The sequence below is a fragment of the Ciceribacter sp. L1K23 genome (genome assembly GCF_018122705.1).
Lineage (GTDB): Bacteria > Pseudomonadota > Alphaproteobacteria > Rhizobiales > Rhizobiaceae > Allorhizobium.
Genome location: NZ_JAGRRC010000002.1, coordinates 129,585 through 152,300, shown reverse-complemented (window position 1 = coordinate 152,300; position 22,716 = coordinate 129,585). Strand labels below are relative to the sequence as shown.

Genomic DNA, 22,716 nt, shown 5'->3' with positions numbered 1-22,716 from the left:
TCCTTTCGCCCGCGTCAGCCGGCTGCCAATGAAAATGTGAATGCGGTTTCCAGATCGCGCAGCTTCGGTTGCTGTTTGTCCTTAACCGAGAGGACGGCCTTGTCCGGCGCGACCGGCCAGGCGATCGCAAGCTCGGGATCGTCAAAGGCAAGGCCGCGATCATGCTCGGGACTGTAATAGTCTGTAACCTTATAGCTGACCTTGGTGTCCGGCTGCAGCGTGCAGAAGCCATGCGCGAAGCCGGGCGGAACCCAGAGCATCTGCCCGTTTTCAGCCGACAGTTCCGCACCCACATGGCGGCCGTATGTGGGAGAGCCGACGCGGATATCGACCGCCACGTCGAGGATCGCTCCCGCGATGCAGGACACGAGCTTACCTTGTGCGCGGGGCTCAAGCTGGAAATGCAGGCCTCGGATCGTTCCAGGATCCGCCGAGAGCGACTGGTTGTCCTGCACGAACTCGAACGGACCCACCATCTCCTCGAACAGGCTCTTGCGGAAGGTCTCCATGAAATAGCCCCGTGCGTCGCCGAATTTCTTCGGCGTCAGGAGCACGACTTCAGGTATCTCCAGTCTTTCGAACTGCATGCTATTCATCCATCTATAGGCCAAGACCCGTTTAAGAAATAGCCTTCTGGGAAGCGACGGTATCGATTGGCGATGACCAGCGCTTGCCGCGTCCACTGCGGACGATCGCAGAGACCCCCGGCGACTTGAACACCGGCAGGCAGAAGCGTCGGGCGAAGAGCAACAGGCTGCGGATATGCGCGCGGCCGGCAAAACTCAGCGGGCTCGCAGCACTCTGTCGTTGGTGATCATGCACGAGCGCAAAACCCGGGAAATAGACCACTCGGCGACCGCTCATCCAGATCCGTGCGCAGAGATCGACATCTTCCATGTAGAGGAAATAGCTCTCTTCCATGCCGCCAAGGCGCGCAAAGAGATCGCGTCGAATGATGAAGCCGGTGCCCATCACCCATTCGGCATCGAACGGACGGCCCTTGTCCGTCTCTTCCACCATCAGGTGGCGATCGACGCGCTTCGGCATCATGCCCTCGAGGCCCTTAAGCCGCCGCATCGCAATGTCGAGGATGGAATAGAAGCGACGCGCGCCGTACTGTCGGCTTCCGTCAGGATTGACAAGATCGAGGCCTGCAAGCCCGATATCATGCATTTCGTCGAGCTGATCGAGCACCGGCGTCACGGTGTCTGAATCGAAATAGGTATCCGGATTGAGCACAAGCAGGTAGTCAGCATCGATACCTTCGGCGCCGAAATTGACGCCCGCGCCGAAGCCGCCGTTCACAGGCGATACCTTGATGCGGATATCCGGCATCGCCGCCGCCATTTTCTCGACCGAATCGTCACCCGAGCGATTGTCCACTACGGTGATGTTGTCGGGGCCGGCAATGCCGCGCTTGCGAAGCGATCCGACGCTTCGGATCGTCAACGCCGGCGTGCGGAAGTTGACGAGAATGACGTGCAGTCTTTGTCTCTCGGCCATAGCTCTGTCCTCAGGTTGCGATACGGTTGCTTCATGCCGCCGTATCCTTCACGAGTTGCCAGAGGCGCTGCGCCGAACTATCCCAATCGAAGTCCTCACGTCTTCGTCGACCGCCTGCTATCAATCGCATTCTCAGGTCCGCGTCGGATGTGATCCGATCCAGACCCTGTTTTATCTCCTCCACGGATTCAGGGTTGACCAGTAGGGCGCCCTCCCCGGCGACCTCCGGCATTGCTGACACGTTCGATGTTAGGACCGGCACGCCGCAGGCATAAGCCTCGACGATCGGCAGTCCGAAACCTTCGAACAGTGAGACATAGGCTACAGCCAATGCACCACGGTAGAATGACGGAATCTCTTCCGAAGGCAACCTTCCGGAAAAAACAACGTCCGAGCCGACGGAAAGATTATCGGCAAGTGTGGCAAGTTCATCGTTGCGCTTGCCGGTCAGAACAAGCTTGATGCCTCGGGAAGGCAAAGTTGAGGCAGCGAATGCCTTTATAAGCCGGTCGAGATTCTTGTAGGATCGATGATTTCCACCGTAGAAAACATAGGGATATCCCGGCTGGTGGACCGGTCCTGCCTCATCGAAACAGGATTCGTAGCCGTTGTAGACGAGATGGACCTTCTCCGCCGGCATGCCCGACCACTCGAGAAACTCCTGCCGCGTGAACTCCGAAACGCAGATAACGGCACTGCAGCGCCGGTAAAGCGGCTTGTAGACGAGATCATAGTAGGCCCGCTTGGCAGCACCATAGAACCGGCGATGCGTCAGGTCGTGGACGATGACGACCGACGGTAGACGCGAGAACACCGGTGGCACGAAACCTGCGCTGTAGAAAACGCCCTTGCGACCGCGCCCCATCAGCGCACGACTGATCGCAAGCGGCGATAACGGCGAGCCGATGCGTCCGCCGACACCGATATCAACGATCCGCATGCCGGCCGGCAGCCGCGCCTCGAGTTCGGTCTGCACCTTGCCGATTCCCGTTTCTACCGGCCAACGGCGGTCGGCAAAGATCGTTACGGTCTTGCTATCGGTTTCACCAGAATGCACGCATTATTCCTTTGCTCTTTCCTGCCGTCAGAATGAACCTGCACATCAGGATGGACTGCCGAGCAGCGCGCTCCGGAAGGCCGGGACGAGACGCTTGTTGCCGAATTCGTTGAGATGGTTGTCGTCGTAAAACAGCGGATGGCCGCCCGGTGCTGCCTCGCAACTTCCGCCCGGCGGGCAGAAGGCTTCGAAACTGTCGATAGGGGTGATGCCGCAATCCTCGGCCAGGCGGTCGATCAACCGGTTGGCTTTGCGGAACGTCGAGTCATATGTGGTCCGAGAGAACTGCACGTCTGGCGCCTTGCCCGTCCACATCAGCGAATAGGCGACATGCCGCGGCAGATAGCTTCCCGGCGCCGGAACCGGCCGCAGCATGAAGACTTTCCGGTAACGGCTGGCGCCGCAGGCGAAGGTGCCACGGCCATTCTCGACCGGCGTTCCGAAATCCAGCCGCGGCTGCAGCGCTTCGTCGAAGCTTGCCACCTGAGCGGCCATGAAATCGTTCGTCAGCGTCTCCGGGCCGTAGTCGGCGCGGTTGACGATCACGAGCGGGATTGACGGATCCTCGGTCTTCAGGCGCTGGAAGACCAGCCGGTTGAAGATACCGCATTCGACGCTCAGGAATGTCCCGACTCCCACCATGGAAGGGCATCCGGAAAGCGCAAACACGCGAACCGATCCGTGTCCCGCGAGCGCCTCGACCAACCCGGTCGCAACCGCATCCGCATGACTGTCGCCCATCAGAAACGCCTTGACCGGCCCTTCGCCGAGGACGCAGTCCGACAGGACCTTGCCGTCGGTGGAGTCGGACATGCACTGGCCACGTCGAGGGTTGAGTTCCCTTGCGGCACCGTCAGCAAGCGCAATTTCCGGAGAGACCCTTTCCGACATACCTCCGCTGCGACCAACGGCAACGCCGGCGGGGATGGGGAAGGCGACGAGGACGGCGGCGAGGGCCGTCTGCGGAACCGCCCCGCCCCGGCGGAAGAAATTCTGCGCGGGCACCTCGACGAGCGTGTACGACAGAAAGCCCAGAACCACGGACAGACCCAGACCCGCAACGATCCAGAGCGGATCGTGGCTCACCTCGCCGAACCGCATCATCACCGCGACCGGCCAGTGCCACAGATAGATGGAGTAGGACCACAATCCGAGATAGTGGACAGGCACGAAACGGCCAGCGACGCCGCTGACATGACCGGAGCCGATCACCAGCGCGGCGCCGAGCGTCGGCAAAAGCGCGTAGGCGTTCGGCCACGCACCCTGATGGAGCACCACCATCGAAAGCAGCAGCGCAAGCCCGCCGTAGAGCGCAGCTTTCGCCAGAAAGGCATTGCGCAGGATCGTCTCGCGATGCACGGCGAGAAGGCCGCCGAGCAGCATCTCCCAAGCGCGCGTCGGCAGGAGGAAGAAGGCAGCGGACGGCTTCCAACCTGATGCGTAGATGCAGAGCCCCAGCGACAGAAGGAAACCCGCCCAGAGCAGCGGCGTCCGGATCCGGCGCAGGAGACCCACCTTTTCGACCGCCAGAAGCACGACCGGATAGATCATGTAGAACTGCCACTCCACCGATAGCGACCAGGTGTGAAGCAGCATCTTGTATTCTGAGCCGGTGTTGAAATAGCCCTCCTGCTGCCAGAACACGACATTTGAGTAGAACAGCGCTGCGGCGAAGATCTGGTTGCCGATGCGCTCGTAATCGAACGGCGGGATGAGAAAATAGCCGCCAACCAGAACGACGGCGCAGAGGGTCGCCAACGCCGGATAGATGCGGGTGAAGCGGGCCCTGTAGAAGCTCCAGAGCGTAAAGCTCCGCCGGTTGAGACCGGAGAGTATGATCGTCGTCATCAGATAGCCCGAGATGACGAAAAAGACGTCGACACCGATAAAGCCGAAATCAAAGCCGGCAACCTGAAAGTGGAAAAGGACGACGATCGTCACCGCCAGCGCGCGCAAGGCGTTGATCGAATGATCGAAGCCGTCGCGGGCAGGAACGAAAATCCCCGACAGCATCGGCGTCGCCATGCCGTCCCTGAAAAGCAGAGAACCCGACTTTGCGCTCATCGCAAGACCTACCTTCCCCTTCAGCGGCAAAACGCCAGAAACGGTCAATTCAGTCTGTCGGCCCACCCCCGCAGGCGCTCGCGAAACGCGCTCGCCCGGTAACGCGCCTGCCCGACATGCCCCTTGGCAAGCGACGCGGCAGCGCCGACCAGAGGGCGTCCGGCCATATAGGCAACGAACCAGATGGGGTAGCCTTCCATGCGCATGACACGGCCAAAGCCGCGATTGTAGCGGCGGCCGCGATCGAATGCCGCCTGATCGAAGACGGCCAGCGGCTCGGGATGCATGATGCGCAGCGCGGGATCATAAAGACCTTTGGCGCCCTTGCGCAGCGCCCTCAAAAGCAGTTCGGTCTCTTCACCCGCACCCCAGATGGTGCCGGAACCGACACCGAGATCCTCGTTGAAGAGACCAGCGGCACGGAGCGTGCTCGCGCGATAGAAGGTGGTGTAGGAGGTCTGACTGGTCCAGATGTTGAACCGGTCGATGACATGCGGCTCCGTCCCCCAGCGTCCCTGCGAGGGAACGCCGGCCGGCGTGATGCTCATGCCGGTATAAACACCGAGATCGGGATCGCCCTCGAACGCCGCGCGCACGCGCTCCAGCGTATCGGGGGGATAGATGCAGTCATCGTCAGGAAAGGCGACGATCTCGCCCGTGATATGCGCAAGCCCGAGATTACGCCCCCGGGACAGCCCTTTGCGGGGATCGCGGAGGTAAAGCACAGGCAGACGCCCCTCGAACGCCTTCACCGCCTTTTCCGTGTCATCGTCAGCACTCTGATCGACAATGATGATCTGCGACGCCTGAACGGACTGTATTTCCAGCGATTCCAGAAGCTCCCGGATCTGTCGGGACCTGTTCATGGTGGAGGTGACGAGGGAGATTTGCAACAGAAAACACTCCTAAGCAACAAGCGGCCACACGTTTACGCCTGTGAGTAGTCTCGCTTTATGACTTCGCTGGCACTTGAAAGCTTCTCTACTGCGGTTGCCATCGCGGCATCGGAACTTAGCGAAGGCTGCGCCAAGGTCGCGTTGACGAGCGATTTGACAGCGTTCGCGAAATAATACCGATCACTCAGCCAGATTGCTGGTCCAAGCATCTGTCTAAACCGATTCCCACCACGACCAGTTTTCTGAACCCATGCCTCGTGCGTGCTTGAGGGACTCAGCTGAACAGGACGCAATTGGATGTTCAATGCTTCCGCCCAATCAAACCACTTGAAATGATGGGATTTGTGAAATGGCAGAATCGGTACCCACGGCACTCTCAAGGCATCCGAAACAATTGCCCCGTGCATAGCCTCAGCAATAACAACTTCACTCTGCTGAATCTCAAGTAGGATTTCTTCGACGTCTCTACGAGGATCAAGAAAGTGAACACCCGCCGCTTCTGAAGCTTCCGACCATCGACCTCGATGCAAACTTTCCCAATGCGGCATGAAAGAAAACTTGAAACGCTTGGGTACAGACTTTCTGCCGTATGTGTTCAACAACACGGCGGTGTCGGCTGCAACCTTCGAGCTATCGAGGTTCAAGCAAGCGGCGGTGCGCGGACCTCGCACACAATAGACTTTCCATTTCTCGTCGAGAACCGGAGGCTTTGTATACCCGCCATAACCTGACCCGAAAACAATTTTCGTCGGGTCTGTCGGGTGATGGTCAAACAATATAGAGCCAATTCCCAAGAACAGATTTTGCTCGTCGTCAGAGAAAAAATTCGGGAAGACCCTCGGCAGGAGCCAAGAGTTAAGTTCGTCGCCGAAATTAGGTTCAGCACCGCGATAGAGGTAGAGCTTCATTTCTGGTACTCATATTTCGGGTAAAATTCCAGAAACCCGCGCAACAACATGAGCGTCGAGGCTGGCGATCTGTACGCGAATACGTCGCTAATAAAGCGCTTAATCACCTTGAGCCGGTTCGGTGAGCGAGCATGTTTTGCATAGACGGCACCGCCACCGTAGTCGTAATAACGGCCGCGCGAGGCAGCTTCTGCATCGACCCGACGGTGATCATGAGAAACCTCGGGACCCGGAAAATATCCACCGGCCCATCCCGCAAATGACACTCGAAGTGCCAGTTCCCACTCCTCACCAGCAAGCGGCGTACCTGCTCCAAATCTGACGTCAAATAACCCCACGGAGCGGATGGCTTTTGTCAGGAACGCCATGTTCGAGCCTTGTATTAGCCCTCTCGGTACCACGTCGCCCGCATTGACCCAACGAATCTCGGTTCCTTCATAACAACCTAGCCAGGAATGTTGGGGGTTGTGTCGGCGTATTTTACCCGACCCGTATCCGATATCATGCGACGAGAAGACTGACGCCCACTCGTTGATCAGACTCGGGCTGGCATAGCAGTCATCATCGATGAAGACACAAAAGTCGCCCTCGATTAGCTCCACTGCCCTGTTGCGACCTGCGGAATTACCGGGCTCAAAAGTCTGCAAAACGACGCAGTCAAAACGCGTCTCACGTTCGAACTCCTTGGAGAGCTCGTAAGAAACTCCATCATCGGAGCCATTATCCACGATAACAACCTGTAGATCGACTACATCCAACAAGTTAATATTACGAAGGCATTCTCTGAGCCTGTCGCCACCGTTTTTAGTACATAATACCAGAGTGGCCTTCATGTCACCCAAGCTCTCTCAATTAGCATCACACCTATTCCCCAAAAACGATCGGGAAATATTATTTTGGATATGGATTGCATCCAAAACACCGCTGGATATACACCGGTTATTCAGCTGACACAAACGATTAAATTGCCACCAGCGGCACGCTTGAATAAGGGACCTCCTGTCACAGGCCTTAAAAACGGGGCTAGGTAAAGCGACCCTAACATGTATTATTGCACTGCAATATCGACAACTCAATGACGGATGTAAAGTGACACTCGAACATCGCAAAGTCGGACGCTCACGAGCTGCCATGGTAAGCGTTCTTTGGTCTGCCCTTAATTATGCGATGCCAGCGCTGGCGGGCCTTATCATATTCAGCCTTTGCTCTCGTGTTCTCAGCCCATCCGAATTCGGCCTGGTGGCTCTAGCAGCAAGCATAGCCTTGTTTTCGGGAGGCTTTACGCCCGCAGGTTTCGGGGACGCTTTGATTCAGCGAGAAGAAATCGACGAGTTACACCTAGACACCTTGTTTTGGCTTTGCGGCGCCACGGCGGCAATCGTCTATGCCGCGTTGGTCGCACTAGCTTTGCCCTTGGGGCAATGGTTCGACGATGATCGGCTTCCGCTTCTTTTGATGCTTTGCGGAAGCCGTGTAGTGGCTGACAGTTTAGCTGTCGTCCCAAACGCAATTTTCGCGCGTACTATGCGCTTCAATCTGCTCGCGCTACGTACAACGATCGCATCAATTGCGTCCGCTCTGTCTTGCCTGCTACTTCTTTCGCTTGGCTGGGGAATTTGGGCATTAGCCGTGTCATATGTGGCGTCTTCGATTGTGGGAGCCATCGTGGCCCTGATTTCCGTTAGCTGGCGGCCGCGGCTTAGGGTTAGTAGAAATGCTTTACGTCAACTTTGGAACGTGGGCATATTTTCGTCGCTGAACAGATTCCTTCAGGTTTTGAATGCAGAGCAAATCCTCGTGGGCGCTCTACTAGGAACAACGGCATTAGGCCTATACAGCTTTTCTCGGAGGATATTCCAGATAGTCAACGACCTGATTGCAGGCGCGCTTAATTCTGTTTCGTTCGCACTTCTCTCTTCTTTGCAGAGCGAACGTGACAAATTAAAGGATGCCTTCCTCTTGGTTACATTTATATCCGCAGCTGTCACATTCCCCATATTTTTAGGAATCGCAGCAGTGGGCGATCAACTGATTCCAATTGCATTCGGAGATCAGTGGGCTTCTGCAGTACCCATTCTCCAGATTTTCTGCCTGATTGGATTGCTTAGCTCAATTGGGATCCTTCAGGCCTCGCTAATAGGGAGCCATGGCAGAACGGATTGGTGGCTTTACTACCAAGCATCTCAACAGCTAGGCACCGTCGCACTTGTATTGCTGACTTATCCATACGGTGTTCATGTGATGGTCGCAGCGATCGCAATTAAAACCCTGATGCTTTTTCCAATAAGCGTTCGTCTTTGTCTGATGATAGTCGACGTTAAACATATCACTTACCTAAAGAGGCTTCTTGGACCAACGACAGCAGGAGCAGCACTGCTGGCATCGGTATGGTTGGCGCGTCATTTCACGTCCGGAAATGTTGACCCCATACTGCAGCTAGCTGCTATGATTGCTAGCGGAGGTTTGGCCTATATCGCAACGCTGGCCATTGTCTCCAAAAAGGAGCTTATCCAAATCCGGACGATGGTTGCCAGCCGAAGACGACCATAACCAAGGCGTAGTCACGGCTCCCGTCGTGGCGCTTGATTTTTGTAGAAATGAGAGACGCTCAATTGGCTTTGAACGGCGTTGCGCCAAGCCATGTACCCTTGAAGCAGGTAAAGATCGTGCTGAGTTGGGGTCGCGCCCAATGCTACGACCTCATACATAGTGCCTCTCCAACTTCTCGCGGCGAGCGGATCATCCAACACCGCTCCCGCCCCGCGTCCCAGCGACCAAAGTGCAGACACCGGGACCCCCTGCAGTTCCACCAGGCTCTTGGGCAGCGGCAGCAGCGTCGCCGAGGGTGTGGGCGCGGCGTTCTTGCGGGCGGTGCCGGTCCAGACCGAGGTCTGGAAGAGGTTGGCGGTGCTGCGTTCGCCCATCACCCGATTGGGTGAGGCGCCGCTGGAGATGATCGCCGGATAATCGCCATCCGGCACCGCCGCATCGCTCGGGAAAGTGGCGACGGTGCCGTTGCGATAGCGCATCACGAAGATCCAGTAGGCGGGTGCGAAGGGCGCTGAAGGCGCGAGAAAGCGCGTGTTCGCCGTTTCCGGCCAGACGATCGCCGGTCCGCCATCCGAGGCGGCCGGTGTGTAGTCGGGCTGGTTGGCCACCGTGGCCTGCACCATCGGCCGCACACCAAACTGGTCGGCGATGGCGCTCACCCGGCCGCTCGACGTCGTGATGCTGCGCTTCGGGTCCCACCAGCCTCCATTGATGCGGTAGCTCGCCGGCAGGTCCGTCGGCATCCACATCTTGATCGTATTGCTGGTCTGCGGCCCGAGCCGGTAGGTGATGGCCGCTCCTTCAAGTGCCATGGTCATGGTCCATTCGGGCCCGGACGCGCCGGCGATCGGCACGCCGTCGGCATGCCATTGGCCGCCGGGCCGGCTCGCCCGATAAAGCGATCCGGCATAGCCGCCGCCGGACGCGATGGCGATGGTGAGCGAGGGGGAAGAAAGGCGGCTGGTGATATCGAGCGAAAGTGAAAGCATGGCTGTCTCCTTTGGTTGGCAGACAAGTCTAGGGGCGTTCGGAAAAGGGGGGACGCGAGCCTCGGAAAAAAGGACGATCAACCGAAAAAAGATTTCGCCTGCCCAGCCACCGCCTTTATTGCACCGCACTCTGCCCGTTCAGTCAGCGTACTCACCATCTACCCTCACCCCTCCCAAGGAGTTGATGATGAAGCCATTTTCGCGACTCGCCGCCGCCTGCCTCTCCGCGGCGCTGACGTTTCTCCCCTTCACCGCGATCGCCCAGGATCAGGCAAATCTCGTCGCCAATGGCAGCTTTTCGGGCGGTCTTTCGCCATGGTGGCGGCAGGGATCTTCGGTCAGGGTGCAGGAGGTCGATGGCCGCAACGCCGCCCTCGTTCCCGCCGGCATGGTGGTTCAGGAACGAATAGCGGTGACGGGCGGCCGCAACTATCGTCTGTCGATGGACATCCGCGGCGAAGCGACAGACCCCGGCACCATCTACGTGCAGATGAGCTTCCGCGGACCTGGCGTGTCGGCGGACTGGCGCGGCCCTTCCGTGGTGACCCTCGACGGCCGCAGTGACGGCAACTGCGCCGCCGCTCCCGCTCCGCGAACCGAGCGGGCTGCGCTCGTTGCCGGCGGCGGACCGGCCGAGTGGCGAACGCGTGACGTCGTCTTTACCGCGCCCGCCAATTCCGACCAGATGATCCTCTATCTGCGCAAGGCGCCTTGCTCACCCGGTGCGGCCGCCTTCACCGGCGTTTCCGTTACGCCCACCGACGCGCCGGCCACATCGGCCACAGAGGCCGTCCGCCTGGCACTGGCTGCCGAACGACTTCCGAGGCCAGCAGGCACACCGGAAAACGACACGCTGCTGCAGAGCCAGATCACCCGCGCCATCCCGTCCGACGGCCGCCACCGGCTGGCTGCCGCCGGCGCCATGGCCATGCGCGTTCACGTCGGTTCGCGGGAGGATCTCATGACCCTGCAGGCGGCCGTGGACCTTTCTGATTTATCAGCCCGCGTCGCAGGCGCCACCGCGCCGGCCCACCTGTCCACAGACGAGGCCGTGGCGCGGGAGCCGCTGCTCATCGTTGGCCGCAGCAATGCGCTTTCGCAGCGCGCCTTCACCGATGCGGACTTCGCAAACCTCGGCGAAGACGGCTTTCTGATCCGCTCGTTTGGCCCGCATATCGCAATCGCCGGTCGAACCCCGCGCGGCACCATGTACGGGGTCAACTGGTTTCTCGACCGCCGGCTTGGCATCCGCTGGCTTGCACCCGATGTGACCCACTGGCCGCGAAAGCCGGACATCTCGCTTGGCGTCCAGCGTGAGCGGCAGGTGCCGCGCTTTACCTTCCGCGAGGTGCTGAGCATCGAGGCGCAGGACAAGGCCTGGCGCCAGCGCAACCTGATGAACGGGGAGTCACACGGTCCGTCCTTCCAGCCCTCACCGCCGGCGATCGACAGCTGGAACCGCAGCTGGGCGAGCCAGGGGATCATCGCCAACTTCTACGAACTTCTGCCACCTGCCACCTACCAGGCCGCCCATCCGGACTGGTACGCCGGCGGACAACTGGCGATGATGAACGGCGAGATGCGTGCGGAGATGGCGCGCGTCGTCGCCGAACGCCTGCGCGACCTGCCGGACTATCGGAGCATCTGGTTTTCCACCCACGACATGGACTGGGGCTGGGACATGGATGCGGAAAGCGCCGCCTTCGCCGCCGACCACGGCGGTCACCCCTCCGCGCCACGGCTCGACATGATGATCGACGTGGCGGCGAAGGTTCGCGCCGAACTCCCCGGCGCCCGCCTCGCCTTCAACGCCTATCACTGGAGCTTCACGCCGCCGGAAGGCATGACCGTTCCGGACCATATCCTGGTCTATCCGATGACGATCCACGTCAATTACCGGGATGCGCTGAACGGTCCGGCAAACGAGGCCCTCGGCCGCGATATCGCCGGCTGGAATGCGATCGCGAAAAACGTGCTCGTATGGGACCACATCACGAACTTCGCCGGCTTCATCCAGCCGACACCAAACATTTTTCCCATCGGCCGCTCGATCCGCTGGCTCGCGTCCCTCGGCAACGTGCAGGGCTATATGGGGGAAGGCAGCTTCAACACCCCAGGGGCCGAGTTCGCGGCACTCCGGGCCTGGATGATTTCCCGGCTTCTCTGGAACCCGAACCAGGACGTCGAGACGTTGGTGCGCGAGTTCTGCGACCTCTATTACGGGCCGGGCGGCTCGGCGGTCATGGAGTACATCCGCTTCTACCACGACAAGATCGCCCGCACCGACGACGTTCTTGCGGAAAAGACGACCGTCGACATGGCCATGTTCGACGCCGAGTTCGTGCGGCGCGCCGAGGCGCTGTTCAACACGGCCGAGGCAGCCGTTCGCGGCACACCGTTCGAAGCGCGCGTCCGTGAGGCGCGCATGCCCGTCGACTACGTCATTCTGCTGCGTCGTGCGGAATATTCCGTGCTCCGCAGTGATATCGGTTTCGATGTCATATCGACGCTGGAGCAGCGTCGTGAACGGTTTCGACGCGCCGTCACCGAAAGCGGCGTGACACAGTACATGCAGGGCGACGGCATCGCCGCCTTGGAGGACATCCTCGATATTGAGCGAAGTGCGGCCCCGAAGCCGGACATCGCCGCTGGCGCGACGGCATGGAAGGATATTCAGGACATCTCTTTCCAGCGCTTCGCCGGAAGCAAGAGCCCGATCGTGGCGGACCGGCTCGCCTCCGACGGCGCCGCCATCGCCCTTGACCGCAGCTCGACAGGATGGAACACGCAGCTGAAGTTTGACAAACTGCCAAAAACCGGGACATGGTGGCTCTATGCCGCCCTTCGGACCGAAGGCGCGACCGACGGTGAAAGCGTTGCAAGACTGGGTGCCGCGCCACCGATGAACTGCTTCACGACGATCAGGAACGGGCCCGGCATGACGGCATCATATCGATGGTTTCAGGTACCGGGCGGTCCATTTTCCCACACATCGGACCATTCTTTCAGCATTTACGTCCAACCGCTGGGCGGGCCGGAGGGATCACGTATCCTGATCGACCGGATCGTCGCCCTTCCCGAGCCCGCAAGTGGGGTTCCTGCTGCCTCGGTGGAAGGAAACTGCGGTTGACCTACTACTACAACGATCTCCCGTCGCGCATGTCCGGTCGCCCCGATACGGTGGAGACAAAAGCGCCCGCCCGAACGGTCTGGGATATTCCGGCCTTTCTTTTGTGCGCGGGACTTCTCGCTTTGCCCTTCCAGGTGGTTCAGGTATCGATTGCCCAGCCCGGACACCTCTGGATGCTGGCCACGCTCGGTTTCATGTTGCTCTACCGATCGGTACGATTCTCCACGGCGGAAGCGCTCGTTTTCGCACTGTTTCTCGGCGTAACGGTCATCCTGACGTTCCTGCAGGACTATCCGCGGGTCAAGAGTGTGGAACAGCTCAGCAAGTTCGCCTTCTTCTATCCCGGCTTCTATCTGGTGGGCCGCTGGCTCGGGTGGCGGTTTGAAAACAGGCTGATTCCGCTGGGATACGTCTTTCTGTTCAGCTTCCTTCTCTTTCAGTATCTCACCCAGGCACTGTCGCTGCCCGTCATTTACCAGGAAATCAACTTCGGCCAGGGGGCTCTTCATGGTACGTTCCGGGAGCGGAACTGGCTTGCCGTCTACTTCCTGCTCTTTTCCTACATCCTTCTTTTGAAGGACGCGTCGCGGTGGAAATTTGCCTGGTTCTTCCTCCTGAACGGGCTCGTGATGCTGCTCTCCGGGTCGAAGACAACTTTCGTCGCGGCCGGCATCATCTTCCTGTTCCAGTCGCGCCTGCCGCTATGGATGAAGCTCGTGCCCATGGCCGTGGGAGCCGTATTTTATCTCTCCGTGTTTTCGGATGAATTCAGCGAGGAGAAGCTGAACGTGAAACTCGAGGAGGAACGCGGTCTCGCGTTTCAGGCGAGCATCGAACTGATCGAGAAGAACCCGGTGGGTTACGGGCTCGGGTTCGTGGAAGCCTATTTCGGCAGCAACTCTCTTGAAATCCGCGGTCTGGGAGAAGGTACGAACTCCGTCTTCTCCGTGCCGCTCGACCTGATGATCGTTGCCGGCTTCGCAGGCATCGCCCTCTGGCTGGTGATTTTCGTCGGCGTTGGAAATTCAGCCGTTCTTGCTTTGGCGCCAATAGCGGCACTATCGCTGCTCAATCCGCTGCATCAGTCGGAGCTGGTATATTTTTTCATTGGCTTCATCGTCACGCTCGCCCGCATGAAGGCACGCAAGCCAAGTGTGACTTCCGTCCATCGACCGTGACTGATGCAAACCGTCTGGCCTAGAGTTTGAAGCCCGAGGCCTTCAGGACTTTCTTTCGCTCTTCAGGCAATCGATCGAACACGGCAAAGACACGCGGGCTAAGAAGGTCGCCGGGATCTTTCAGTGTTCGCGCTGCCTCCCATGCTGGAGCGTAGAGCAAAAGCGTCCGCAGATCCGCGTTCAATGCTTCCGCGGCCAGATCCAGGGTTTGTTCGCTCGCCTTTCTCCAGACAATGAAGCGTGCCTTCACGACTTCGCCATTCGCCGGCGCATAGCGGACCGACTGCTGCAGCAGAAACGACAGTAGAGGCGGCTGCTCGGCGATGGCCCAACGAACCATCGCCAGACGCAGCCAGAGATTTCCATCGCTGGGCGAGCAGCCGATCGCATGTTTAATGTAACGGTCCGCGTTCTCCATGGCGGCCGCCCATGCATCATAGCGAGCAAAGGAATTCTGCCGGTCGAGATCGGCGAGGATCACCCGCAGACCGTCACCGACAATGTCGCTTCGGCAGACGCCCTCGTTCGAAACCGCCATCGCCTCCTGCGCATAACGCGAGAGCACGGCCGCATCAAGCTGTGCTCCATCCTGCAGCCGATCGGAAAGATAGGAAATCGACGCGAAGCGCACTGATGCCGCCAGTTCCCGGGCGGCAAGGCCTATGGTTGCGGCCGCTGCAACGGCGAGCGCCACGAGAGCCAGGCGAGATCCGACGACACCGTCACGACGCATCGCGGTAATAGGATGAATAGCGAGAGTAGTAGTATTCGCTCGAACCGTAGTCCCGGTAGAGATCCATCTTCTTCTCGTCGACCTTGTTAAGGATCACGCCGGCGCAACGGCGGAAGATTTCGGAGTCGTTTTCCAGACACGTCTTGACCATCTTCCGAGAAGTGCGTCCCCATTCGATCACATAGAGGAAACTGTCGATCCGCGAGGCGATTGCGCGTGCATCGACGACCGGCGCCAGCGGCGGAAGGTCGATCACGACATAGTCGAACGTACTTTTCGCCGTCTCCAGAACGGTTTTCATGGCAGGAGAGGAAAGCAGTTCCGACGAATGCGGCACGCGGCGCGTCACGACCGACGGCAAAAAGCCCATCTTCGTCTTGAGGTCGAACATCAGCATGTCCTTGATCGGCCGCTTCTCGATCAGCGCCTCGAGAAGTCCCGCCTCCGCGTGACGCCCGATCGCGCGGGTCGACCCGGGATTGCGCAGGTCGGCGTCGATCAACAGGACCCGGGAGCCCTGCATCGCAAGAAGCTCGGCGAAATTGATAGCAACCGTGGACTTGCCTTCGCCAGGCAGGCTCGACACGACGCCGATCACCTTCGCGGTCTCGCTCTGGCTCGGGCCGGACAGATCGACGGCGATCTTGGCACTGCGCAAGGTTTCGGCGAACATCGAAAGGGGATGTTCCAAGACGTAGCTCGTCACCGAATTGACGTGCCGGATGTGACGCGGGTGATCCTGCAGATTGTCGGCCGTTCTTGCTTCCATCGACTGCGCAAGCGGCGCGGTCCCCAGGAATTCGACACCGAGTTCGCGTCGCACCTGGTCTCCGGTCCGGAAGAAACGGTCTCGAAACTCCCTAAATGCACCGATCCCGGCACCGACCAGTCCACCAAGAAAGATCGAGAAGGCCAGAACGAGCTTCTTGTTCGGCTCGCTCGGTCCCTTGGGGGCGACAGCGCTGCTAATCACACGCGCTTCCGTCACGGGGAAGGACTGCTGCTGGATCGCCTCCTGGTAACGCTGGAGGAAGGTCTGATAAAGGTTTTTGTAGGTATCTGCCGTCCGCTGTAGCTCGCGCAGTTGCACCTGGGTTTCGCCGGCAAGCGCGGTCACGCCTTGCGCCGCGTCCACGCTTTCCTGCAGCGCCTTCTCCCTCGCTTCAGCGACGTTCATATCGCTCTGGTAGCTCTCCGCGATACGACCGAGTTCCTCGAACATCAGCCGTTCGAACTCCTTCATTTCGCTCCTCAAGCGTACCGCCTGGACGTGATTGGGGCCAAGTCGCCGAGAGATATCTGCCTCTAGCTTGGAAGCATCCAGGTATTTCCGCCGCAGTTCGTTCGAGATCGAACTGTCCAGCACGTCATTGACGATCGCGTCGGTCTTGCCCGAACTGATGATCTCCTGGATCCGGTCATAACGAGCCCTGGTTCGCGCCGTCTCGGCGCGCGCCACGATCAGTTGGCTGTTCAGTTCGGACAGCTGCTGGTCACTGATCAGCGTGTCTCCCGCCGCCACAAGACCATTTTCCGTCCTGAAACGCTGGACCGCCAGATCTGATTCGAGAGCCTTCTGCTTCAACTCGTCGATGCGCTCGAGCAACCAGTCGCTGGCGCGACGCGTCGCATCGTACTTGGAGTTCAGCTTATCGAGCAGGTAGGCCTCGGCAATGCCGTTGGCGACGCGAGCTGACAAATTCGGGTCCGTAGACGTGTACCGAATTTCCAGTACGTAGGTTTTACCGACACGGCGAACTTCGGTGTTGCCGGTGATCAGATTGATGGCGGCAAGCCGTTCGGCCTCCACCTCGTCGGCAGTCTTGACGTCTTCGCTGCTGAACCAGTTGAGTGGGTTGGCGATGAACTTGATGCCATCGACCATCCGGCCGAGCGGCGACGCGGCTTGGTTCATGAACAGCTTGTCGTCAACGAGCTTCCGCTTTTCCACTACGGACGCGGCAATCGTTTCCGACTTCAACAATTCGAGCTGGCTGAGTACGGTAGGTTCGTCATCAATGGCAGAGCCGATGGCTGCCAATTGGTTGACGATCTCGCTCTGGCTACGGTCGATCAGAACGGTCGTGAGAGCGGTGTACCGAGGCACTGCTGTCGCCACGTAAATCACAGCAAGCACGACGAAAAATGCGGTAGCGGCGGCAACCACACGCCACTGCCGTCTCACGACCGCCATCAGGCGGTCGAAATCAATCTTGAAATCGATATTGTCATCCCCCGTACCGTTGCCCCCACCCCTTGAGAACATGTTATCCGGAGACAGCAAACCGGTACCTCGCGACTATAAGTGTTAAATCAGAGCATGATGACGACGATCAGTTCGTCGGGCTCACGCTGGTTCCGTCGTTTCCGGAGGAGAAGCCACCGCCGCTGGCGACAAAACCAGGCGCACCAGACTGCCCGACCGTAGTGTCGCCGCCGATTCCGGCGGAACCAAGACCGCCTCCTCCGCCGCCGCCACCACCGATGTCACCGCCGCCGCCGACTGCGCCGATTGCGCCCAACGCAGCCGTTTGGACCTCGTTGCTCGCCGCCAGGAATGCCGTCAACAACTCCGGCGAGTTCAGCTCCGCTACCTTCTGCTGAATCAGACCGGCATATTCCGGATTTACAGGGGCACAAGCCCTTGCCGCGCGGGCCAAGCCGGTACCCATCGCCGCTTTTTGATCGGCGTTGGCTTGGGGAACCGTGCTCAACAGCAGGTCAAGTGTGGCCTCGCTCGAGCCGACCAGCGCGCGCACCTCGCTCGACATCCGCAGGCCGCCCGTCGGATTATCCGAAAGCAGCGCAGCGGGATTGCCCGTAAATGCCGAGATGGCTTCATCGTTCATTCTCGCCGGCCCCTGGAAACACGCACCACCAGCCTGCGCGAAAGCAAACGTCGCGGCAAAGGACGAAGAAATCGTAGCCAGCAACAGGGCTGCGCCGGCGTTCCGTACAGTCTTGTGAATGGACATTGTAGACCTCTCTTCAACAAGGATGTCCGCGGGCAGACCTTTGTACCGCGTCCCGCAATTTGAGAGACCCGGCGACAAGTTGCCGGGCCGAAACCAAACCATTAATCTGTCAGTTCGCGTACCGCATCGCGAGTGGTCACCGCATCGGAGCTTACACCCGAAACTGTCGAGGAGACGCTGTTCACGATACTCAAGAACTTTGTCAGCTCAACCGAGTCCGAGTTCGAGATATACAGGATGTCCTTATCCTGCATCGCAAACTGCTGGGCCGCAAAGAAGGCAGACGGGTCTCGCAGATTGGCGCGGAAGATAACCGGAATGCTGTCTCCCTCGAACGCCGAAGTGTCTATGCCAAGTGCCTGGAGCGTCTTGCGGTCAACCGAACGATAAAGGGCAACCTGTGCGGGGTCGGCCCGACTGTCGAGCAGACCGCCTGCCTTCGCCAACGCATCTGCCAGCGTGAGCGACGATTCCTCGAAGTCATACCGCCCATTGGTGCCCGATGCACCGAATGCAAGGTATGTGCGGCGCTCGCGGTCGACGAAGATGGTATCGCCAGGCGCCACGAAAATATTCTCTGCCGGCGTCTTCGACAGCTTTTCGTAGGAAATCGTAGCCGTCCGTCCGCGGCGGTGCAACGTGATGTTCGTTTCCACTCCCGGAGACGAAAGACCACCCGCCGTGGAGATCACATCAAGAACACGTTCCCCGGCAGAGGTCACGGTCACTTTTTGCGGGCTATTGACATCACCCAGAACGGCGACCTGGCTGGAACGGCTCGAAGAAACCGTAATGACGACCTGCGGTTCAATGGCTCGATTTGCCAGCAGATCCTCGATCTCCTGTTCTACCTGCTCCTTGGGACGCCCGGCGGCGGCGATGCGACCGGCGTATGGCACGGAGATATTACCGCTACTGTCGATCTGCTGAGGTGGCAGCGTTATGTAGTTTCCAGGACGGCTACCCGCATCCGCAGGAATGAAAAGACCGCCCGCCTGCGCCTCGAAAATCGACACTTCGACCGTATCTCCGGTCCCAAGCGGAATACCGGGAGGACCACCCCTTCCACCGCCAAAACCGCCCTGAAGCGAAGTAGCGACATCAGACTTGAAGTGGCTGAGTATACTCTTGTTTATATCGATGAGAACGTAGTCGATACCGACCTTCTTCCCCTCGGACGACAGCTTCACAGCCGCCTGCCCCTCAATCGCACGAGGCGCCGGGCCGGATGCGGGAAGCGCTGTGCAGCCGCTGAGTGCAGCCGCGAGGATAGCCACGGAAAAGTGCGCTTTGCTTACCAACATATTTCCGCCCGATATAAAAGTCTAATTTTCACAAATTCTATGACACGCGATCCGATCAGCGGCCAGCCTCCGGGAGACCTAAACAACGCCCTGAAAAACAATCTAGCAGCACTTGTTGCCGCAGCGCAACATCCTGCATCGTCATAAATTTATTAAGATTTGCAACATCTTGATGTATTGAAATGCACTTGCCCAATTTAAGTGCAGGACTAAGCTTTATTGTGCGAAATCTGCCGCGACAGACAGATCGTCACGATTGGAGCCATAGCGGCCGAGAAGAAAAGCGCCATTCCCGGCAACTGAAGGGAAAAGTCGAGCGCGGAGTGCACCATCGTCATCGCCAGAATGGCAATGCCGATCACCGGATAAATTCGAAGCCGTCGACGCGCTCTCAAACCCGACACCAGAATCCGTGACAGAAGCACCAATCCGGTCGCCAGAACGGGGACAGCAGCAACGCCCAGCCCCAACATTGCCTCGAGATACACGCTGTGAGCGCGTTCCCACACGCCATAGAGCCCACATTCCGGTAGACGAAACGCCGCGAAAGACTGGAGGAAGGCACCAAACCCGGTGCCCGAAAGCCAATTCTGACCGATCGCGGTCAAAATAGAAGGATAGATACAGAACCGCGGATCGGAGAGTCCGCCCACATCCGCCCGCAAGAGAACCTGACCGGCAAATGCCACGAGCACGACTGTTGTCCCAAGGACGATCCCGGCGATGCGCAGAAATCGTATCGCTCGCCTCTGCGGCAACCTTCCCACCCCCAGTCCCTCACCACCTGCCTCGCGATCCGCGGCTGCAAGCACGAGAAGCAGGACCAGAGCGAGAAAGACGCTCAACGTACCCGCCCGCGAGACCGTCAGCAGCAAGCCGACGGTACTGAGACCGAGCAGGATGACGTCGAACAGCAGTTTCCAGGCCTTGCGGCGCTCCGGTGTAGCAAGCCTTTGCCCCATGATCAGCGACAGTGCCAGGCGATGGCGCCGCCGCAGCACCGCATCGACGATGAGACCTGCAAGCACCAGGATAACCAACCCCAGAAAGGTCGCAGCAGTATTGCGGTTGACGAAGGTACTGGTGAAGCTATCGAGGTAGAACCGCTTCTGCCACAGCAGGAGTGTGTCGGGGAACGACATGTACTGCAGCAGCGCCAGCGCTGCCAGTATACCGCCGGCGCGCGCGAGCGTTCCAACTGCCCAGACAGCGTCGTCATCGGTCCGAAAAATCAACAGACCGGTACAGAAAAGCAAAAAAGGAGCCGATATCTGCAACAGGCTGGCGATCGTATCTGCCGGAGCGACTGAAATGACCGCGCCTTCGCCACCGGTGACGCTGTTGGCAGCCGCCCACGCGGCGTCTGCAAATGCACCGGGAAAGGGAAGGTAAGCCTGGAAGCCGATGAGAAGCGCAAGAAATAGGAAAAGAGCGACGGTATTTCGGAGTGTCGCCATCACATAAAGCGGCCGCTGGGCGAAACCGATCACCGCCAGGCTCAAGAGAGCCGTGACACCCGCGAAAACAGCCTGCGCCTCGATCGACACCGAGCCCCTTGGAAGAAGGGCAAGCACTGGTATCGCGACAAAGCACCATCTGAGAACTGATTGCACCCGCCACTCCACTGTCTGACGGGCTTTTCAACAAAGCTGCCGCCGAACAGGGCCGGGATCGACCGTCTGGCAGGCATGCGTGTGCCCCCGCGGAGGTTTATCCATCCGAACGGGGGCAAGCAAGATGCTGCTCGGCTTTTACATGGCCATCCAGAGGCGGGGATTGTCGCCGGACTGGATCTTGATCCAGCGAAGATCGGTTTTCTTCCAGGGCTTGATGGCATTGGTGCGATTGTCGAGAACGAGATCGCCCTCGCTTGTCTTAACGACCAGCACCGCGTGTCCCTCACCGGATCCGGTCCGCGCCACCGCGATCCGCAACGCCCGGGGCGACCAGCCCATGGCAATCAGGCGCTTTCGCTTTGTAAGGGCGAAATCCTCGCAATCACCGCTGTTGACGGCGATCTTCCAGACATCGCCGAATTCGTCGAAGCCATTGTCGTTCACCGGCCGGATAGAAGCGTTGATCGATGCGTTCACACGACGCAACTGCTTCTCGCGATGGTCGGTAAGAGCGATGGTCGACACGCCGGCCGACGCGCGGCATTCTCCGGGGTTCTCCATGCAGAACTTGACATGTGCGAAGGGAGCCAACGTCGGGCGTCCCGCGACGATGAAGCTGACCGTCGGATTGTTCCGCAGATTGCGGGCCAGGCCACCTGGGCCAGCCGCCTGAACAGGCTCGGAAAGAACAAACGCCGTCGCCGCGACGACAGCCGTTGCAAGCAGTTTCTTCAGCATGACCTTATCCCCGTTCATCTCTTCTTTTCTTCTGGCGGGGAACGCATCCGAAGGTGTTCGATGACCCCGATGCGTCTTGGTTCGAGACCGAAGCCTTCGACCGCCTTGTACCAGACACTACACGGGAGGTTTTTCGACCGACTTAAGCAGAATGATTCAATTTTACGGGATGACGCATTTATCCCGTTTTGGCACGACTGGGTGACGTACCATGTCCCAATGCTGTAAGAATCATCCGACCGATTCCGACTAGTGACTTCAGCGACGGCGAACGGCAGGTATCATGAGAGGTATTTTGGAGCGCGTTTTCGGACGGGTGGCGCCGACCGGGAAACAGCGGAGGCCGAGGCACTTCTTCAACCGCATTCCGCGCACTGTCTACGTAATCGGTGACATTCACGGCTGCCTGAAGGCGCTTCTCGATCTGGAGCGGAAAATCGTCGATGATGCGGCGTTCAGAAGCGGGATCAAGCTTCTGGTCTATCTCGGGGATTATGTCGATCGTGGCCCCTCGTCGGCGCAAGTGATCAGCCATCTCCTGAAACCGCCACCACGTGACTTTCGGCGGATCTGTATTGCCGGCAATCATGAGGAGATGTTTCTCGAGTTCATAGCCGGCGGCTGTCGTAACGATGCCTGGCTCGAGATGGGCGGTCTGCAAACCCTGACATCCTACGGCGTGCAGATGACTGGTCAGCCCAAAAAAGACCTGGCTGCGGACATTCAGGAACGCGTCCCGGCCACGCACCTCGATTTTCTGGCCGGTCTGCCGTCCCTTGTGCGCATGGACGGCTACTGCTTCGTGCACGCCGGCATAGACCCGGCCACAGGCCTTGAGGAACAGAAGGATCGCGTGCTGATGTGGTCGCGTCCAGGGGAGTTTACTTGGCCCGACGATGACATTGGCTTCACCGTCATTCACGGCCACACACCGGTCACCCACGTGGACGTGGCACCCAATCGCATCAATGTCGATACGGGCGCGTTCATGACGGACGTACTTTCAGCCGTGCGGATCACCAGCGACGGCACAACGATATTCACCTCGCGCTGAGCCGCTCGACACCTCGCTGTT

Annotated in this window: 18 protein-coding genes; 4 read left to right on the top strand and 14 right to left on the bottom strand. The window is 59.2% G+C overall.

Annotated features, from left to right (window positions below; all coding sequences use genetic code 11):
* Nucleotides 1-14: 14 nt before the first annotated feature.
* Genes rfbC through J5J10_RS19740 form a run of 7 tightly spaced genes read right to left on the bottom strand, consistent with a single transcriptional unit; the run spans nt 15 to nt 7,261 of the window.
* Nucleotides 15-596, bottom strand: coding sequence for a dTDP-4-dehydrorhamnose 3,5-epimerase (gene rfbC / locus J5J10_RS19770; protein WP_211931411.1), 582 nt, complete (start codon nt 594-596; stop codon nt 15-17).
* Between the two features lie 22 nt (nt 597-618).
* The gene (locus tag J5J10_RS19765) at nt 619-1,503 is read right to left on the bottom strand and encodes a glycosyltransferase family 2 protein (protein WP_211931410.1); all 885 of its coding nucleotides are present in this window, start codon (nt 1,501-1,503) and stop codon (nt 619-621) included.
* A 31-nt stretch (nt 1,504-1,534) separates the two neighbouring features.
* Nucleotides 1,535-2,560: a glycosyltransferase family 1 protein gene (locus tag J5J10_RS19760; protein WP_211931409.1), complete on the bottom strand. Its 1,026-nt coding sequence runs from the start codon at nt 2,558-2,560 to the stop codon at nt 1,535-1,537.
* Nucleotides 2,561-2,605: 45 nt separating this feature from the next.
* Nucleotides 2,606-4,624, bottom strand: a complete 2,019-nt coding sequence (locus J5J10_RS19755; RefSeq protein ID WP_211931408.1) for an acyltransferase family protein — start codon at nt 4,622-4,624, stop codon at nt 2,606-2,608.
* Nucleotides 4,625-4,668: 44 nt separating this feature from the next.
* A complete protein-coding gene (locus tag J5J10_RS19750) occupies nt 4,669-5,517 on the bottom strand; it encodes a glycosyltransferase family A protein (RefSeq protein WP_211931407.1) in 849 nt (282 codons plus the stop codon).
* A 35-nt stretch (nt 5,518-5,552) separates the two neighbouring features.
* Nucleotides 5,553-6,428: a polysaccharide pyruvyl transferase family protein gene (locus J5J10_RS19745; protein WP_211931406.1), complete on the bottom strand. Its 876-nt coding sequence runs from the start codon at nt 6,426-6,428 to the stop codon at nt 5,553-5,555.
* On the bottom strand, nt 6,425-7,261 hold the full coding sequence (locus J5J10_RS19740) for a glycosyltransferase family 2 protein (RefSeq protein WP_211931405.1): 837 nt from the start codon (nt 7,259-7,261) through the stop codon (nt 6,425-6,427). Before J5J10_RS19740 ends, J5J10_RS19745 begins: the two co-directional genes overlap by 4 nt.
* A gap of 298 nt (nt 7,262-7,559) precedes the next feature.
* On the opposite strand from J5J10_RS19740, the gene J5J10_RS19735 reads away from it, so the two are divergent.
* Entirely contained in the window at nt 7,560-8,978 is a 1,419-nt protein-coding gene (locus J5J10_RS19735; protein ID WP_211931404.1) for a lipopolysaccharide biosynthesis protein, read from the top strand.
* An 11-nt stretch (nt 8,979-8,989) separates the two neighbouring features.
* Here J5J10_RS19735 and J5J10_RS19730 read toward each other — a convergent pair whose 3' ends face one another.
* On the bottom strand, nt 8,990-9,967 hold the full coding sequence (locus J5J10_RS19730; protein WP_211931403.1) for a hypothetical protein: 978 nt from the start codon (nt 9,965-9,967) through the stop codon (nt 8,990-8,992).
* A gap of 187 nt (nt 9,968-10,154) precedes the next feature.
* Here J5J10_RS19730 and J5J10_RS19725 point away from each other — a divergent pair, with 187 nt between their 5' ends.
* Both J5J10_RS19725 and J5J10_RS19720 read left to right on the top strand, forming a co-directional pair.
* Nucleotides 10,155-13,097: a DUF4838 domain-containing protein gene (locus tag J5J10_RS19725; protein ID WP_211931402.1), complete on the top strand. Its 2,943-nt coding sequence runs from the start codon at nt 10,155-10,157 to the stop codon at nt 13,095-13,097.
* Nucleotides 13,094-14,275 carry a hypothetical protein gene (locus J5J10_RS19720; RefSeq protein WP_211931401.1) on the top strand — a complete coding sequence of 394 codons (1,182 nt, stop codon included), beginning with the start codon at nt 13,094-13,096 and terminating at the stop codon, nt 14,273-14,275. Before J5J10_RS19725 ends, J5J10_RS19720 begins: the two co-directional genes overlap by 4 nt.
* A 19-nt stretch (nt 14,276-14,294) precedes the next feature.
* On the opposite strand, the gene J5J10_RS19715 is transcribed toward J5J10_RS19720, so the two are convergent.
* The 6 genes from J5J10_RS19715 to J5J10_RS19690 form a co-directional block, all read right to left on the bottom strand.
* The gene (locus tag J5J10_RS19715; protein WP_211931400.1) at nt 14,295-15,008 is read right to left on the bottom strand and encodes a hypothetical protein; all 714 of its coding nucleotides are present in this window, start codon (nt 15,006-15,008) and stop codon (nt 14,295-14,297) included.
* The gene (locus J5J10_RS19710) at nt 14,998-17,274 is read right to left on the bottom strand and encodes a polysaccharide biosynthesis tyrosine autokinase (RefSeq protein WP_211931399.1); all 2,277 of its coding nucleotides are present in this window, start codon (nt 17,272-17,274) and stop codon (nt 14,998-15,000) included. Before J5J10_RS19710 ends, J5J10_RS19715 begins: the two co-directional genes overlap by 11 nt.
* A gap of 67 nt (nt 17,275-17,341) precedes the next feature.
* The gene (locus J5J10_RS19705) at nt 17,342-17,983 is read right to left on the bottom strand and encodes a hypothetical protein (RefSeq protein WP_211931398.1); all 642 of its coding nucleotides are present in this window, start codon (nt 17,981-17,983) and stop codon (nt 17,342-17,344) included.
* A 101-nt stretch (nt 17,984-18,084) separates the two neighbouring features.
* Nucleotides 18,085-19,287: a polysaccharide biosynthesis/export family protein gene (locus tag J5J10_RS19700; RefSeq protein WP_208554161.1), complete on the bottom strand. Its 1,203-nt coding sequence runs from the start codon at nt 19,285-19,287 to the stop codon at nt 18,085-18,087.
* 209 nt (nt 19,288-19,496) lie between these two features.
* Nucleotides 19,497-20,900, bottom strand: a complete 1,404-nt coding sequence (locus tag J5J10_RS22720; protein ID WP_211931397.1) for an O-antigen ligase family protein — start codon at nt 20,898-20,900, stop codon at nt 19,497-19,499.
* A 138-nt stretch (nt 20,901-21,038) separates the two neighbouring features.
* On the bottom strand, nt 21,039-21,641 hold the full coding sequence (locus tag J5J10_RS19690) for a transglutaminase-like cysteine peptidase (protein ID WP_246746030.1): 603 nt from the start codon (nt 21,639-21,641) through the stop codon (nt 21,039-21,041).
* A gap of 283 nt (nt 21,642-21,924) precedes the next feature.
* On the opposite strand from J5J10_RS19690, the gene J5J10_RS19685 reads away from it, so the two are divergent.
* On the top strand, nt 21,925-22,695 hold the full coding sequence (locus J5J10_RS19685) for a metallophosphoesterase family protein (protein WP_211931396.1): 771 nt from the start codon (nt 21,925-21,927) through the stop codon (nt 22,693-22,695).
* Nucleotides 22,696-22,716 lie beyond the last annotated feature (21 nt).